Source organism: Bacteroides sp. CACC 737 (genome assembly GCF_013874375.1).
Lineage (GTDB): Bacteria > Bacteroidota > Bacteroidia > Bacteroidales > Bacteroidaceae > Bacteroides > Bacteroides uniformis.
Genome location: NZ_CP059408.1, coordinates 846,349 through 860,219 on the forward strand (window position 1 = coordinate 846,349; position 13,871 = coordinate 860,219).

The 13,871-nt window shown below is 47.1% G+C and carries 12 protein-coding genes; 4 read left to right on the forward strand and 8 right to left on the reverse strand.

The features are described from left to right. Positions 1 to 15 precede the first annotated feature (15 nt). The 4 genes from H1A11_RS03600 to H1A11_RS03615 form a co-directional block, all read right to left on the reverse strand. The gene (locus H1A11_RS03600; protein WP_138345731.1) at positions 16 to 1,851 is read right to left on the reverse strand and encodes a YgiQ family radical SAM protein; all 1,836 of its coding nucleotides are present in this window, start codon (positions 1,849 to 1,851) and stop codon (positions 16 to 18) included. Beyond that, the gene (locus tag H1A11_RS03605) at positions 1,851 to 2,066 is read right to left on the reverse strand and encodes a sulfurtransferase TusA family protein (protein WP_117600952.1); all 216 of its coding nucleotides are present in this window, start codon (positions 2,064 to 2,066) and stop codon (positions 1,851 to 1,853) included. Before H1A11_RS03605 ends, H1A11_RS03600 begins: the two co-directional genes overlap by 1 nt. Further along, the gene (locus tag H1A11_RS03610; RefSeq protein WP_117600951.1) at positions 2,067 to 2,387 is read right to left on the reverse strand and encodes a hypothetical protein; all 321 of its coding nucleotides are present in this window, start codon (positions 2,385 to 2,387) and stop codon (positions 2,067 to 2,069) included. It abuts the gene before it with no gap. Between the two features lie 119 nt (positions 2,388 to 2,506). Then, on the reverse strand, positions 2,507 to 5,428 hold the full coding sequence (locus tag H1A11_RS03615; RefSeq protein ID WP_181757732.1) for a xanthan lyase: 2,922 nt from the start codon (positions 5,426 to 5,428) through the stop codon (positions 2,507 to 2,509). A gap of 140 nt (positions 5,429 to 5,568) precedes the next feature. Here H1A11_RS03615 and H1A11_RS19000 point away from each other — a divergent pair, with 140 nt between their 5' ends. Both H1A11_RS19000 and H1A11_RS03620 read left to right on the forward strand, forming a co-directional pair. Continuing rightward, complete coding sequence (locus tag H1A11_RS19000) at positions 5,569 to 5,790, forward strand: hypothetical protein (RefSeq protein ID WP_255461519.1); 222 nt, start codon at positions 5,569 to 5,571, stop codon at positions 5,788 to 5,790. Further along, positions 5,765 to 7,378, forward strand: coding sequence for a glycoside hydrolase family 2 protein (locus H1A11_RS03620; RefSeq protein ID WP_255461520.1), 1,614 nt, complete (start codon positions 5,765 to 5,767; stop codon positions 7,376 to 7,378). Before H1A11_RS19000 ends, H1A11_RS03620 begins: the two co-directional genes overlap by 26 nt. An 89-nt stretch (positions 7,379 to 7,467) precedes the next feature. On the opposite strand, the gene H1A11_RS03625 is transcribed toward H1A11_RS03620, so the two are convergent. Continuing rightward, positions 7,468 to 9,459 (reverse strand): glucosamine-6-phosphate deaminase, encoded by a 1,992-nt coding sequence (locus H1A11_RS03625; RefSeq protein WP_117600948.1) that lies wholly within the window; start codon positions 9,457 to 9,459, stop codon positions 7,468 to 7,470. A gap of 498 nt (positions 9,460 to 9,957) precedes the next feature. Between H1A11_RS03625 and H1A11_RS03630 the strand changes: the two genes are divergently transcribed. Then, positions 9,958 to 10,659 carry an SIMPL domain-containing protein gene (locus H1A11_RS03630; protein WP_117600947.1) on the forward strand — a complete coding sequence of 234 codons (702 nt, stop codon included), beginning with the start codon at positions 9,958 to 9,960 and terminating at the stop codon, positions 10,657 to 10,659. On the opposite strand, the gene H1A11_RS03635 is transcribed toward H1A11_RS03630, so the two are convergent. The 3 genes from H1A11_RS03635 to H1A11_RS03645 are packed head-to-tail and all read right to left on the reverse strand — an operon-like array spanning position 10,631 to position 12,288. Beyond that, positions 10,631 to 11,437, reverse strand: coding sequence for an amidohydrolase (locus H1A11_RS03635; RefSeq protein ID WP_117600946.1), 807 nt, complete (start codon positions 11,435 to 11,437; stop codon positions 10,631 to 10,633). The genes H1A11_RS03630 and H1A11_RS03635 overlap by 29 nt on opposite strands. Before the next feature lie 22 nt (positions 11,438 to 11,459). After that, entirely contained in the window at positions 11,460 to 12,014 is a 555-nt protein-coding gene (locus H1A11_RS03640; protein ID WP_117965468.1) for a 1-acyl-sn-glycerol-3-phosphate acyltransferase, read from the reverse strand. A gap of 4 nt (positions 12,015 to 12,018) precedes the next feature. Further along, a complete protein-coding gene (locus tag H1A11_RS03645) occupies positions 12,019 to 12,288 on the reverse strand; it encodes a hypothetical protein (RefSeq protein ID WP_117600944.1) in 270 nt (89 codons plus the stop codon). Between the two features lie 303 nt (positions 12,289 to 12,591). On the opposite strand from H1A11_RS03645, the gene H1A11_RS03650 reads away from it, so the two are divergent. Beyond that, positions 12,592 to 13,866, forward strand: coding sequence for an efflux RND transporter periplasmic adaptor subunit (locus H1A11_RS03650; protein WP_117600943.1), 1,275 nt, complete (start codon positions 12,592 to 12,594; stop codon positions 13,864 to 13,866). Positions 13,867 to 13,871 lie beyond the last annotated feature (5 nt).

The window sequence follows — 13,871 nt, forward strand, 5'->3', positions numbered from 1 at the left end:
GGAAATATCGTATTTTTATCGTTTCCCGTATAGCTTGTCTATCAAATCCGTCCGTCCTATCCGGCGCAGTTCGTTTATGATGTTCCTGCGCTCTTCGGGTTTGTACCAGAAGAAGAATTGGCGTTGAGCCAGTTTCTCGCGCTGCGTTTTGGCACTGAATACCGGTTCCAACGTATAAGGATGGAAGCCCGTGTACCATGCTTCGGTGGCAACGGTCATGGGAGTAGGGGTAAAGTCTTGCACTTGCTCCAGATGGAAGTCCAGTCGCTTGGTGATGACGGCAAGTTCTGCCATATCTTCCTCCTTGCATCCGGGATGGCTGCTGATGAAATAAGGAATAAGCTGCTGGCGTAGTCCTTCTTCACGGTTAATTCTGTCGAATATCTTCTTGAACTCACCGAACTGGCTGAACGGAGGCTTGCGCATGATGTTGAGCACGCGGTCTGACGTATGCTCCGGTGCTACCTTCAGGCGACCGCTGACATGGCGGGCAATGAGCTCGCGGGTATATTCCTGCGTACTTTTGTTAGTGTTCGGGTCCTTGCTCTGGTGCAGCAGCAGGTCATAGCGTACACCGCTGCCAATGAAGGACTTCTTGATGCCGGGCAGGGCATCTACGGCATGATAGATGTCGAGTAGCGGTCGATGGTCCGTATTCAGGTTGGGACATACTTTGGGGTAGATGCACGACGGGCGTTTGCATTTCCTGCAAACAGCCTCATCCCGTCCCTTCATCCGGTACATATTGGCCGACGGGCCTCCCAAGTCACTTAAGTAACCCTTAAAGTCGGGCAGCTCCATGATAGCTTTCACCTCTTTCAGAACGCTTTCCTTGCTACGGCTTACGATGAACTTGCCCTGATGCGCGGAGATGGTGCAGAAGGCACACCCTCCGAAACATCCGCGATGCAGGTTGACGGAGAACTTTATCATGTCGTATGCCGGAATACGTTTTCCCTTGTACTTGGGGTGGGGCAGGCGCGTATAAGGCAAGTCGAAAGAATGGTCGAGCTCTGCCTCCGTCAGGGGAGGATAGGGGGGATTGACTACCACTGTCTGTTTGCCGACCTTTTGTAACATGCGGGATGCTGTATACTTGTTGCTTTCCTCCTCGATATGACGGAAGTTGGCAGCTTCTTTCTTTTTATCCTTCAGACATTCTTCGTGGGAAAAGAGGGTGATATCCCCTTCTTCTGCCGCTACCTCCTTGTCGAGATAGACCATTTGCGGAATATCGGCAATGAGCTGTTTGAAGCCTTTGGTGTCCATTATTTGTTGGCATTTCAGCCTATTCGCAAGTTCCACCACCGGTTTCTCTCCCATGCCGTAGATGAGTGAATCGGCACCGCTGTCGAGGAGGATACTGGGGCGTACACGGTCTTGCCAATAGTCGTAGTGTGTCAAACGGCGCATACTTGCCTCGATACCACCCAGTATGACGGGGACATCGGGAAATAGTTGTTTCAATATCCGGGTATATACAATGGAAGGATATTCGGGGCGCATATCCGGACGTGCGTCCGGTGTATATGCGTCATCACTGCGCAAGCGTTTGTTGGCAGTGTATTTATTGACCATCGAATCCATGCAGCCGGGACTGATGCCGAAAAATAGACGGGGGCGTCCCAGTTTCTTGAAGTCGCGTAAGTCGTCGCGCCAGTTAGGTTGGGGGACAATGGCTACGCGTAATCCTTCAGCTTCGAGGATACGACCTATGACGGCGGCTCCAAAAGACGGATGGTCCACGTAGGCATCACCGCTGAAAAGTATTACATCTAATTCGTCCCAACCACGCAGTTCCACTTCTTTCTTGGTGGTGGGAAGCCAGTCTGTAAGGCGATATTCTTTCATTAATACATTGTAAACTGTAATGTCATTCGTTCTCCGTCGTAAATCTCACGGAAACCTATCTGCTGCTCGGAAAGATACTCTTTCATGTCATTGAAGGCAGTGGCGTTGTCCATGATGATTTCCAGCTTCTCGCCTTTCCCGGCCTTGCACATGGCTTTTATGGCAGGGATTAGAGGGCTGTAATGCTGTTGTCCGCAGGTATCGATGGTTTTCATTTATTCTTCTTCTATTTCTATAGTGCCTTGTTGGGAAAGCCATTGCAGATAGAGCTTAATGAGTTGCTGCAGTCCGAAGGCCTTCATGTTGTTGTGATAGATAACGTCGATGCAGAGGTCGAGTAGGTCTTTGCTATCTTCCTCTTGTGCGGCGATGAGGGAGCGAATGTTCAGTTTCAACTTGTCGAGCACTGTTTCGTCTACAATGCCGTTGCTGTCGATGAGATGGCGGAAGAGTCCGTACTTCTCAATGGTGGCAAGGTTTTCTTCTGAAACTTCTAAGCTGCGGGTTCCGCTGGGGTTGGCTTGTATGGTGTACATGATGTTTAATGTTTAGTGTTTAATGATTAATAGAAGCAAAGATAGTTTTTTCACCACAGATTACACAGATTTCTACAGATTATTTATAGGGATTGCTGTTTTTCTCTGTGTTGCTCTGCCTAATCTGTGGTGAGAAAGCGAAGTATCGAGGCCATAATTGCATTTCTGGACGTTTCTTCCCTGATACTTTCAAAAGGGAATCCCATGATGAAGGTGCGGTAATCGCTGCCTTGATAGGCCACGGCGGCAGATGCGTTGCCGGTGGCATAGGTCATGACTGGAAAAGCGGGAGACATGGGCAGGATGCAATCAGGGGAAGTGACCGGATAGTCCTGCTCATTCGGCAGTCGGGGAAGGGTGAAAGTACGCCCCAGCCCTTGGACAGCGATTTTATCCCCGTCTGTTTTCAAGGAATTTCCATACCGGTACTTCAGAATATTCTGGATAAAATCCCTATTACCCTGCGAATTGTCCATGTCGCTGCCCACGTAGGCACCGCTGACTAGGAGATTGCCTCCCGACCGGCAATACGAAGCCAATATGCGCTGCATGGATGAGGAGAATGTTTTGTAGTATGTATTGCGTGCCGGATTGCTGGAATTGTCTTCTTTTTCCAGCCCGAGGATATAGTCTACTATCGGATAGTCCTCTAAAGAGAGGATGCCTTTTTCCACAGCCTCATCGCTGCATGAGACGAAGCTGTAGTTACCGGCGGCTTGTATGGCCTTGCCGTGTATAAAGGGGTAATCGAAAGTATTTCCGATAATTTTCATACCTTCGTATTCCTCTCTACTCTCTCCCAGGCGTTTTCCCGCTTCCTTCCGGTTGAAGTTCTGCTGGGTACCGCAGAGGGAGATGTCATAGAGATAGGGAACGCCGGGATCTTGCGATAGGTCGAAACCTACAGTCTCGGGAGTGTCTATGACGGCCGGCCCACTGATACGGTCGAATCCGTTGACGATAAGTATCTGTCCTTTTTCCCGTTTGGCTTTATAGGCAGCAAGGATTTCCGAAGGGAAGCTTTCGCCGCCCCGATTCACGGCGGTTACTTTGAAGGAATAGACGATGCCCGGTTCTATTTTTACGGTATGGAACGGAGAACTGACACGTACGCCATTGTCAAATCCTCCACGTCCGATACGTGTATATACAATGTATTCGCGTGGTTTGGCAGTCGGTTCCAACGGGTCTTCCTTGCCTTGCCAGGAGAGCTCTAAAGTATTTTTCTTTTTACCGAAGCGGATGGCAAAGTGGCTGACGGGAAGCGGCTGGACCATGTACTCTTTCCCGTGCTGGTTGCATATATATTGCAGAATGGCTTTATAGAGTGCACGTCCGACGGTGAACTTGAAGTTGGGGTCATGCCCCAGACGCATATCTGCGAAGTTCTGGTGAGACAACAGTTCTACGATGGTGGAAGGAACGGCGGGCAGGCGCGTTTCACTATAGTTGCGGTTCCATAGGCTGCGACGTGTCCAGTCTACGTTGAAGGTGGAGCGGATGTCACGCTGCAACTGCGTCAGTAGGACGTCCGAGAGGTCGCGGGAGGCATGGCGGTCTGTACCGGCATTCAGCCTGCCGTTGTTGAAGTTGGTGGTATAAATGCCTAGAGTGCCTATAATCTCATTTTCCTTGCTGAAACCGGCATCGCTGTGCAGGGCCATACTCATTTCAAAGGGGATGCCCAAGCCTTCTTCTGCCGGGTTGAATACTGATTTTCCGGCAAGATAATTCACCGTACGGGAACGTGCGTTGATGTCATCGTTCATATCATTCTTCCCCTCGTAGCCTCCATAAACAAAGTAAGGCATGCCTGCCCATTGGGCAGAGTAGCGTGCGCCTTCCAGGTATCTGGGCAAGCCACTGGTTTGTCCTCCGCGGGCAATGTTGCCCATGCCTCCTCCAAAGCGGACGGCATCGGCACAGACCACGCCTTTCTCCTTGCTTTCGTTGCTCAATACCACCATGCCATAGTCATTCCGGCCTTTGTCGAAAGTGAATGTGCCGAGGTACACCCATGTGCCGCCTCCTATTTGCTGGTTCACCTTGAATTCTGTGACGCCTCCGTTGTGGAATACAAGGTATTTGGCATCGCTTACGCTGCCCGGCAGAGTCTGATAAGATACGTATACGGCATATTCTCCCGTTTCCGGAATATCGGGCACCCATTCGGCAAAAGCCTTGTCTTTCTTCTTTTCAGTTTTGGCAAAGCGTGCCGTACCGGTGAGGAAAGGGTTCTCATTGTCCTGATAGATTCGTTTCCGTTGGGCAAATCCGGGTTGGGAGGTCTGTTCCCAACGTGCTTTCCGGCTTTTCACGTCCAGATAGAGGGAACCTTGTCCTCCATCTCTGCTTAGGCTACCGTCATTGTCTACGATGACTTCCCGCTTTTGTGTGTCCCTTTCGCGGGGAGTGAATACATTGGCTCCTGCATTCTCCAGCATGGGCAGGAGGTAGGGCAGGATGAACGACTGGGTGAACTGGTCTTCCGTGGTGCAGAACAGCCTCGGGCGTTGCCATCCCCATTTGTTCTTGTCATTGATGTAATATTTCCCGTGGCTTTGCCAAAGGGCAATGTGATTTCCTTCCAGTCCTCGGGTGATTTCGTAGGGGCGTGAAGTACGGGTTACCCAAGGTATACCTTTGTATTCCAAGTGACTGAACATACGTGCCTTGTCTTTCTTCCCTTTCCGGTAGAGGTTGGGGATAAGCTCTTCAATGTTTTTCCCATCAGCAAAGACGGTGAGGTCGAAGTTGTTTACTGGTCCTGGTAGGATTTGTCCCAGATGGCGGTAAATGGCATCGACGGTTTCAGGCCGTAGAGGCTGGTAGGCAAAGCGCTCGTTTGCATAGACAAGTAATTTCTTCTTCCGGAAGTCAATGCGGAAACTGTCTAGCTTGCAGGTACCGATGTTGGTCGTATGGGTGGTGTATTCCTTAAAGAATGTCTGGAGGCGTTCTTCCACATTCTGCTCTAGTTCTTGTGCCGGAAGGAGGATTCCATATAAGAGCCATATGCCGGTTAGGATAAGTTTTTTCATATTGATGAAATAATGAAGTTGTCAATATCTGCTTTTATCAGACAGTGATGCGTGCAAAAGTACATAAAAGAAAGCTTCGTTGACGATTGCGGTTATTTTCTTTTTATTATTTTTGCAGACATATATAATATGTAAACCTTATGAAGACACTTTTGAAAAGCAGTATTGCCTTCCTTTTGCTTCTGGTACCGGTTTTGGCCTTCGGGCAGCAGGTTCTCCAAATCATGAATGTCGGTGCACGCCAGACAACGTCCCTTGACGGACAATGGAAAACGATTGTAGATCCCTTTGAAAACGGTTATTATGACTATCGTTTGAAGCCTTATGACGGCGGTTATGCCCAAGACAAGACTTATTCATAAGACCCAACTTCAAGAGTATGATTTTGAAACGGATAAACTGCTGTTTGTTCCCGGTGACTGGAATACACAACGGCCTCAGTTGTACTATTATGAAGGCACTGTGTGGTATCGAAAGCATTTTGAATACTCCCTGCAACCGGGCAAACGTCTTTTCCTCAACTTTGGAGCTGTTAATTATGAAGCCATTGTATGGCTGAACGGCAAACGTCTGGGCAGGCATATCGGTGGCTTTACTCCTTTTAATTTTGAAATTACCGGCCTTTTGAGGGAAGGTACCAATAGCCTCGTGGTGAAAGTCGATAACAAACGCCATCCCGAAGCTGTGCCTACGGTCAATGCCGACTGGTGGAATTTCGGTGGCATCACCCGGCCGGTTACCTTGATTGAAACGCCTTCGACTTACATAGGTGATTATTACGTACAATTGAAGAAGAATGATAAAGATACGGTTGAAGGCTGGGTACAACTGGATGGTTCTGCCAAAGAGCAAAAGATAGTGCTGGATATTCCGGAACTGAAAGTGAAGAAAGAGGTTGTAACGGACTCCAACGGTTATGCTTCGTTCCAGGTAAAGGCCAAACCGGTCTTGTGGACTCCGGAAAAACCTAAGCTGTATGTGGTGAATCTGTCTTCCGAAACAGATAAAGTCTCTGATGAGATCGGCTTCCGGACTATCCGTACAGAGGGAACTAAAATACTGTTGAACGATGAAGAGATATTCTGCAGAGGTATCAGTATCCACGAGGAGACTCCCTACTATAGCGGGCGTGCCTATTCAAGAGACCATGCCCGTACTTTACTGAGTTGGGCAAAGGAGCTTGGATGCAATTTTGTCCGCCTGGCCCATTATCCCCACAATGAAGAGATGGTGCGTGAGGCAGAGCGCATGGGATTTCTGGTATGGTCGGAGATTCCGGTGTATTGGACTATTCATTGGGAGAATAAGGATACCTATCAGAATGCGGAACAGCAGTTGTGTGATATGATTGCACGTGACAAGAATCGATGTAACGTTATCATCTGGTCTATAGCCAATGAAACGCCTCTTAGTGAACCGCGCCTGGCATTCCTTACCAAGCTGGCAAACAAGGTCAGGAGTTTGGATAATGTCCGCTTGGTTGGTGCGGCGATGGAGAAGGAAGAAGTTCGTCCGGGCGTTATGACTGTGAATGACCCGTTGGGAGAACTCCTTGACATTATCAGCTTTAATGAATATGTGGGTTGGTATGACGGCGATTCGGAAAAATGTGACCGTGTGAACTGGGTGTTCGATGCCCGGAAACCGGTCTTTATCAGCGAACTTGGAGGAGGTGCTTTGTATGGACGGCACGGTTCCAGGAAAGAACGGTTTACGGAGGAGTATCAGGAAGATTTGTATATCCGCCACGTGAATATGTTGAAGCGTATTCCGGGACTGGCCGGTACTACACCGTGGATACTGAAGGATTTCCGCTCTCCGAGGCGTCATGTACCCGAAATACAAGATGATTTTAATCGCAAAGGGCTGGTGTCTGATAAAGGACAGAAGAAAAAAGCTTTCTTTGTTTTGCAGAAATGGTACAGAGAATTGGAAGAGAGTTATAAATAGGATTTGTCCGATACATATTAAAAAAAGAGGCTGTCTCCATAATGAAAATTTGGAGACAGTCTCTTTTTATTTTTTTATATTTCATCCGTTTATAGCGGAATGTATTCCACGAAGGCCTCCATCGCTTCATAGGAAGCAAGTCCGAGGCTGTCGTACAAGGCGGCTGTTCCGCGGTTGCGGTCTTCACTGCGTTGCCAGAACAGACGTTCGTCATTGCCCAGGAACGGTGCACTTTCCATTTGTGACTGATGCTTCAGGATAGAGTTACGCTTGGCACGCAGTTCCTCCGGGCTGATGGGCACAGCCATTTCGATATTTTCGATTTCCCATTCTGCCCATGCACCGCGGTACATCCAGATGCGGCATTCCTTCAACCATTTGGCACCTTCTTCTTTTTCCAGGTCGATGGCGGCAAATACGGCGTCCGTACAAACACGGTGTGTTCCGTGCGGGTCGGCCAGGTCACCGGCAACGAAAATCTGATGGGGTTTCACTTCACGCAACAAGTTGCGTACGATTTCCACGTCTGCTTCGCTGATAGGATTCTTCTGTATCTTGCCCGTTTCGTAGAACGGCAGGTCGAGGAAGTGGCAGTGATCCAAAGGTATGTTATTGTATGTACATGCGGTACGTGCTTCGCCACGACGAATCAGCCCCTTGATGGTCAGGATGTCGCGTGTATCCATGTCACCGTCTTTCTTCTCCTTCAGATACTTGCGGATTTCGGCATATTTGTCGTTGATAACCTGGTCCTCGCTGTTGTTGAAGATTTGGTTGAACCCGTTGATGAAGTGCAGGAAACGGATAACTTCTTCATCGCCTACGGCAATGTTACCGGAAGTTTCGTAAGCCACATGCACGTCATGTTTCTGTTCTACCAGACGACGGATGGTACCTCCCATAGAGATAACGTCGTCATCGGGATGCGGAGAGAATACGACCACGCGTTTGGGATAGGGCTTTGCACGTTCGGGGCGATAGGTGTCGTCTGCGTTCGGCTTGCCGCCCGGCCATCCGGTGATGGTATGCTGCAGGTCATTGAATATCTTGATGTTCACGTTATAGGCTGAACCGAACAATGCCAGCAATTCACTCAAACCGTTTTCGTTGTAGTCCTTGTTGGTCAGCTTCAGAATGGGTTTTCCGGTGAGTTGGCATAGCCAGACGATGGCGCTGCGGATGAGCTTGTCGTTCCATTCGCAGGAAGTTACCAGCCAGGGGCGTTGGATACGTGTCAAGTTGGCGGCGGCAGACAAGTCGATAGCTACATGTGCATTGTTGTGGGTCTGTAGATAAGATGCAGGGATAGTATCTGTTACCGGACCTTCAACGCATTCTTTCACCTTTTGTGCTTTCTCCTCACCCCATGCCAGTAGATATATTTTCTTTGCCGAGAGGATGGTGGCTACTCCCATGGTGATGGAGCTGATGGGGGTATTTTCAATGCTACCGAACATTTTGGAAGCTTCATTGCGGGAATCGCTGTCCAGCAATATCAGACGGGTGGTAGAGTTCTGGCGTGAACCCGGTTCGTTGAAACCGATGTTACCTACACGACCAATGCCCAGCAAAGCGATATCTAAGCCACCGAAACTTTCAATGCGCTGCTCGTAAAGACGGCAATATTCAAAGATGGTGTCTTTGGCGATGGTGCTGTCGGGGGTGAAAACATTCTGTTTGTCAATGTCCACATGGTCTATCAGCATTTCCTTCAATGCGTTGAAGTTACTGTTGATGGCATTGGGAGCTAATGGATAATATTCGTAGAGGTTGAATATGACTACGTTGCGGAAACTTAATCCCTCTTCCTGGTGCATACGTACCAAGTTTGCATATACATTGCGCGGAGAGTTACCGCCTGCCAGTGCCAAGACACAGAAACGTCCCGCCTTTTGCTTGTCACGGATTAACTGTGCAATGTCAAGGGCAATTTGGTTGGCGCCTTCTTCTGCAGACTCATAAATATCTGTAGGGATTTTTTCCAGTCGGGTCAATACCGACCGTTCAAATGCATTCTCAGGTCTGTAGTACCTGGGGGAGACTCTGTTGAGAGTGATTTGAGAGCTTAGATTGGTTTTCATAAAATTTATTATTAATAAATGATTAAGTATTGTACTGTTCTTTCAATCAACAAATATACGAAAAACAATGTTCATCCGCATATTGCTGAAGATTAATTAAGAAATACTGTTCGTCCCATATCTCATATGGGGTTTGACAGCCGTACGGAAAGTGTCTTCGGTACATTCCATAAAGTCATGGCCAATCGCCACCGTGAGTATGGATTTTACGTTGGGTCAACATAGGATTTAGGGGTTAGAATTATTAAATTAATCATGTTGTCGCTTTGACATTGTTTCGAAGGACAAAAATAGGTACTTTTTGGAGAAGATGTACTCTTTCTTTGGGGTATTTTCATTAAATACTCTAAAAAAGCGGATTGGGTGCATTTTGTATAATGTCTCGTTCGTTTGGGGTATAAGTGAGGATAATCATATAAAAATAGACCATTCATTGCACTTTTTGTCGTTTGGGTTTGTTATATTTGTGTGTGTTTATAAACTCTAAAATATTAATGTATGAAAAGCTGGAAAGTAGAAGCAGCCATCATAGCTGTGGGGTTGCTTTTGTTGGGAATCATGGTAAAAGGCGGTATCAACAATTTTGTGAATAAGGATCGTGTAGTCAGTGTGAAAGGGTTGGCTGAGATGGAAGTACCTGCCGACAAAGTAGTCTGGCCTCTTGTCTACAAAGACATAGGTAATGATCCTGCACTGCTTTATGCCAATATGGAGAAGAAAAACGCTGCCATCGTGGGTTTCCTTGAAAACAACGGCATTGAGAAGGAGGAAATAAGTATTGCACCACCCGAAGTGATTGACATGCAGGCCGAACGTTATGTTGACCGCAACGTGGCTTATCGTTATAATGCCACGTCTGTCATCACTGTCACTTCCAAGAATGTGGATAGGGTACGTAAACTCATGTCCGGGCAAGCAGAACTCTTGAAGCAGGGCATTGCCATCACGGGAGGGGATTATAAATATAACGTGTCTTATGAATTTACCGGTCTCAATGAAGTGAAACCCAAAATGATAGAAGAAGCTACCAAAAATGCCCGTGCCGCAGCCGAGAAATTTGCTAAGGATTCGGACAGTGAACTGGGAAAAATCCGCAATGCCTCGCAAGGGCAGTTTTCCATCAGTGACCGCGATGCTTATACTCCTTATATAAAAAGCGTACGTGTAGTGACTACTGTGAACTATTATTTGAAGAAATAACGAACTCGTCCGCATCTTTCCAAGCGGGAAACTTTAACCTGAACTCCTGCAGGGAGGAAAGGCTGAGGGAGGCGGTGGCAGTTGTCTCTTCGTTGTCGGGTACAGTGGCAAGCACTTCCCCCTTCGGAGAGTAGACCACACTGCCTCCGCTGTGTGGAATGTCTCTGCCGTCTCTGCCGATACGGTTGACACCGCAGACATAACTGATATTTTCCAAAGCACGTGCTTGCAACAGAATGTCCCAGACTTTCCGGCGGGAAACGGGCCAGTTGGCAACATAAATAAGAAGGTCGTATTCGCTGTGCTTATTGCGGCTCCAAACTGGGAAGCGGAGGTCATAACATACAAGCAACAGTATGTTCCAGCCGCGATACTGGATAATGGGACGTTGGCAGCCGGAAGTGAAATGCTCTGTTTCGTGTCCCATCCGGAAGAGGTGTCGTTTGTCGTAATAGTAGGCATTGCCTTCGGGCGTAAGGAAGAATGCACGGTTGTAGTAGGAGGGATTTCCTCCTTTCGAGGCTGTTTCGCAGGCAATATAGCTGCCTGTAAGAGCGAGTTGGTATTCTTCAGACCATCGGCGCAGAGTCGTGATGGTTTCTCCCGTTGTAGGTTCGGCCAAGCTGCTGGTGTCCATACTGAAGCCAGTGGAGAATGTTTCCGGTAAAACAACAATCTCCGTTGTTCCACGAAGAGTTTCTAACTTCTCGCGGAGACGACGGAGATTTTCTTGTTTATTTTCCCAGACAATGTCTGTTTGCAGAATGCTTATTCGCATGGCATTAATGCTTAATACCTGATTAGATATTTCCTAAATCAAAATTTTCGGGATTTTTTCCTTTAAAGTTCTTGAAGTACAGTTTTATCTCGCGCATATCCTTTTCTATGTCTCCGGTAGGCATGACAGCTTTGGTAGAGGAGATGGTCTTGGAAGGATAATCAATCCCGATAAGCATAATGGGTACTTGTGCTTTCAGTGCTATGTAATAAAAGCCTTTCTTCCAGTTTGGATTGGCTTTACGGGTTCCTTCGGGAGTGATGGCCAGATGGAAATGCTTACTGGCGGCAAACCTTTCTGTCATTTGGTCTACCAAGGAAGACTTGCGCCCCCGGTTCACCGGAATGCCGCCAACGGCTTTGAATATCACTCCAAGAGGAAAAAAGAACCATTCCTTTTTCATCATGAAGCTGGTTTTACGGCCGATGGCACCATAAAACAATTTACCGATAAATAAGTCCCAATTGGAAGTATGGGGTGCCGCACAAATTACACATTTGTCGTAGTTGGGCACCGTCACATTTGTCTTCCAGCCCAGCAGACGATAATAAATGAAGCTATAAAAGGCTTTCTTCATCTTATTATTTCAGTTTGCCCATTGCATTAATAATCTCGTCTACTTTTGCATTGAAGTCAGTACGAAGTTTTTTGTAGAAACCTTTTACATTTCCTGGTTCGGTATGGCTGATGCGGCTTATGAATTCATCTTGCATTTTTAGAATTTCAGCCATCAGTGTATCGGCTTTTTGTTTGTCTGTTCCAGGTACATATAAGCTATTTACAAGACACTCTGTGAATAATTCACCCGCAATATAGTTTATATTCTTTTTTAGTTCTTTTCTACTTGCCATAATCTTTACGTTTAAAATGAATAATCTGAGTTATTTTCGGTAAAGATAATGTTTTTCTTTGTTAGTGTAGAGGAAAAAAGGGTTTTTATGTGTTTTTAATTTATTACTTTTGTGGAATAATTCTACAAACTGTGGATGTATTCCACAAGGTAAAATGGAAGATGCCCCCATGAATAAAGAATTACTATCTTATCTTCTGTCTGATATATAGCTTATTAGATGTAACTGATAAGATAGTGGTGGATTGGCATCGAATTTGCTTTGATAGAAGGAAATAGGGTTAAATTTAATAGACAAACAAGCATGAAACAGTTTTTTACGAAAAAAGAATTAAAGCTGAAGAAGAAGAGGCTACTGATGATGGTTGCCTGCATGACGGTATTGTTGGCTGGTTATTTTATTCTGACTTGGCCTAAGAAGGTTGAACCGGAAGCTCCTACCGTAATCGTAGAATCTGCAGAAAAAGGAGATGTAGAGATATATGGTGAGTACGTGGGACGTATTCGTGCCCAGCAGTTTGTAGAGGTACGTGCGCGTGTGGAAGGGTATTTGGAGAATATGCTTTTTGCAGAAGGAACATATGTCACCAAGAACCAGGTGCTTTTTGTAATAAACCAGGACCAGTATAGGGCAAAGGCTGACAAAGTCCGTGCACAGTTAAAGAAGGATGAAGCGCAGGCATTGAAGGCAAAACGTGATTTGGAGCGTATCCGCCCCCTTTATGCGCAGAACGCTGCCAGCCAGCTGGATTTAGACAATGCCCAGGCTGCTTATGAGACTGCAGAAGCCTCGGTAGCGATGAGCCAGGCCGATTTGGATCAAGCTGAATTGGAATTGGGGTATACATTGGTCCGTTCTCCGCTATCGGGACATATCAGTGAAAGAAATGTGGATTTGGGAACATTGGTCGGACCGGGAGGTAAGTCCTTGCTGGCTACGATTGTGAAAAGCGATACAGTGCTGGTAGACTTCAGTATGACGGCATTGGATTACCTGAAAAGCAAGGAACGGAATATCGATATAGGGCGTCAGGACTCGACGCGTTCCTGGCAGCCGAACATTACGATTACTTTGGCGGATAATACTATTTATCCTTATAAGGGGTATGTGGACTTTGCCGAACCTCAGGTGGACCCGCAGACGGGAACATTCTCCGTACGTGCAGAAATGCCGAATCCTGACAGAGTGTTGTTGCCGGGGCAGTTTACAAAGGTGAAGCTGTTGCTGGATGTACGTGAGGGTGCTGTCGCCGTTCCTCAAAAGGCAGTTACCATTGAGAAAGGTGGTGCATATATTTTTGTGATGCGCCGGGACTCTACGGTTGAAAAGCGTTTCATTGAGTTGGGACCTGAATTTGGCAACAATTGGGTGGTTGAACGTGGTCTGGCTGCCGGAGAACAAATTGTGACGGAAGGTTTCCACAAGCTGACTCCGGGTATGAAAGTACGTGCCCAGGTTGCCGTTCCTAAAAAGGAGGAAGAACAGACGAGTGATTCTCTGAACAAGCAGGTTGTTTCCGAAACGAAGCAGACTACTCCGACTGAGAATAAATCAAAGGACAACAACCCTTCAAAGTAATGATG

Coding starts and splice junctions, on each gene's coding strand:
- H1A11_RS03600 (WP_138345731.1), bottom strand. CDS start 1,851: ATGAAAGAATATCGCCTTACAGACTGGCTTCCCACCACCAAGAAAGAA.
- H1A11_RS03605 (WP_117600952.1), bottom strand. CDS start 2,066: ATGAAAACCATCGATACCTGCGGACAACAGCATTACAGCCCTCTAATC.
- H1A11_RS03610 (WP_117600951.1), bottom strand. CDS start 2,387: ATGTACACCATACAAGCCAACCCCAGCGGAACCCGCAGCTTAGAAGTT.
- H1A11_RS03615 (WP_181757732.1), bottom strand. CDS start 5,428: ATGAAAAAACTTATCCTAACCGGCATATGGCTCTTATATGGAATCCTC.
- H1A11_RS19000 (WP_255461519.1), top strand. CDS start 5,569: ATGAAGACACTTTTGAAAAGCAGTATTGCCTTCCTTTTGCTTCTGGTA.
- H1A11_RS03620 (WP_255461520.1), top strand. CDS start 5,765: ATGCCCAAGACAAGACTTATTCATAAGACCCAACTTCAAGAGTATGAT.
- H1A11_RS03625 (WP_117600948.1), bottom strand. CDS start 9,459: ATGAAAACCAATCTAAGCTCTCAAATCACTCTCAACAGAGTCTCCCCC.
- H1A11_RS03630 (WP_117600947.1), top strand. CDS start 9,958: ATGAAAAGCTGGAAAGTAGAAGCAGCCATCATAGCTGTGGGGTTGCTT.
- H1A11_RS03635 (WP_117600946.1), bottom strand. CDS start 11,437: ATGCGAATAAGCATTCTGCAAACAGACATTGTCTGGGAAAATAAACAA.
- H1A11_RS03640 (WP_117965468.1), bottom strand. CDS start 12,014: ATGAAGAAAGCCTTTTATAGCTTCATTTATTATCGTCTGCTGGGCTGG.
- H1A11_RS03645 (WP_117600944.1), bottom strand. CDS start 12,288: ATGGCAAGTAGAAAAGAACTAAAAAAGAATATAAACTATATTGCGGGT.
- H1A11_RS03650 (WP_117600943.1), top strand. CDS start 12,592: ATGAAACAGTTTTTTACGAAAAAAGAATTAAAGCTGAAGAAGAAGAGG.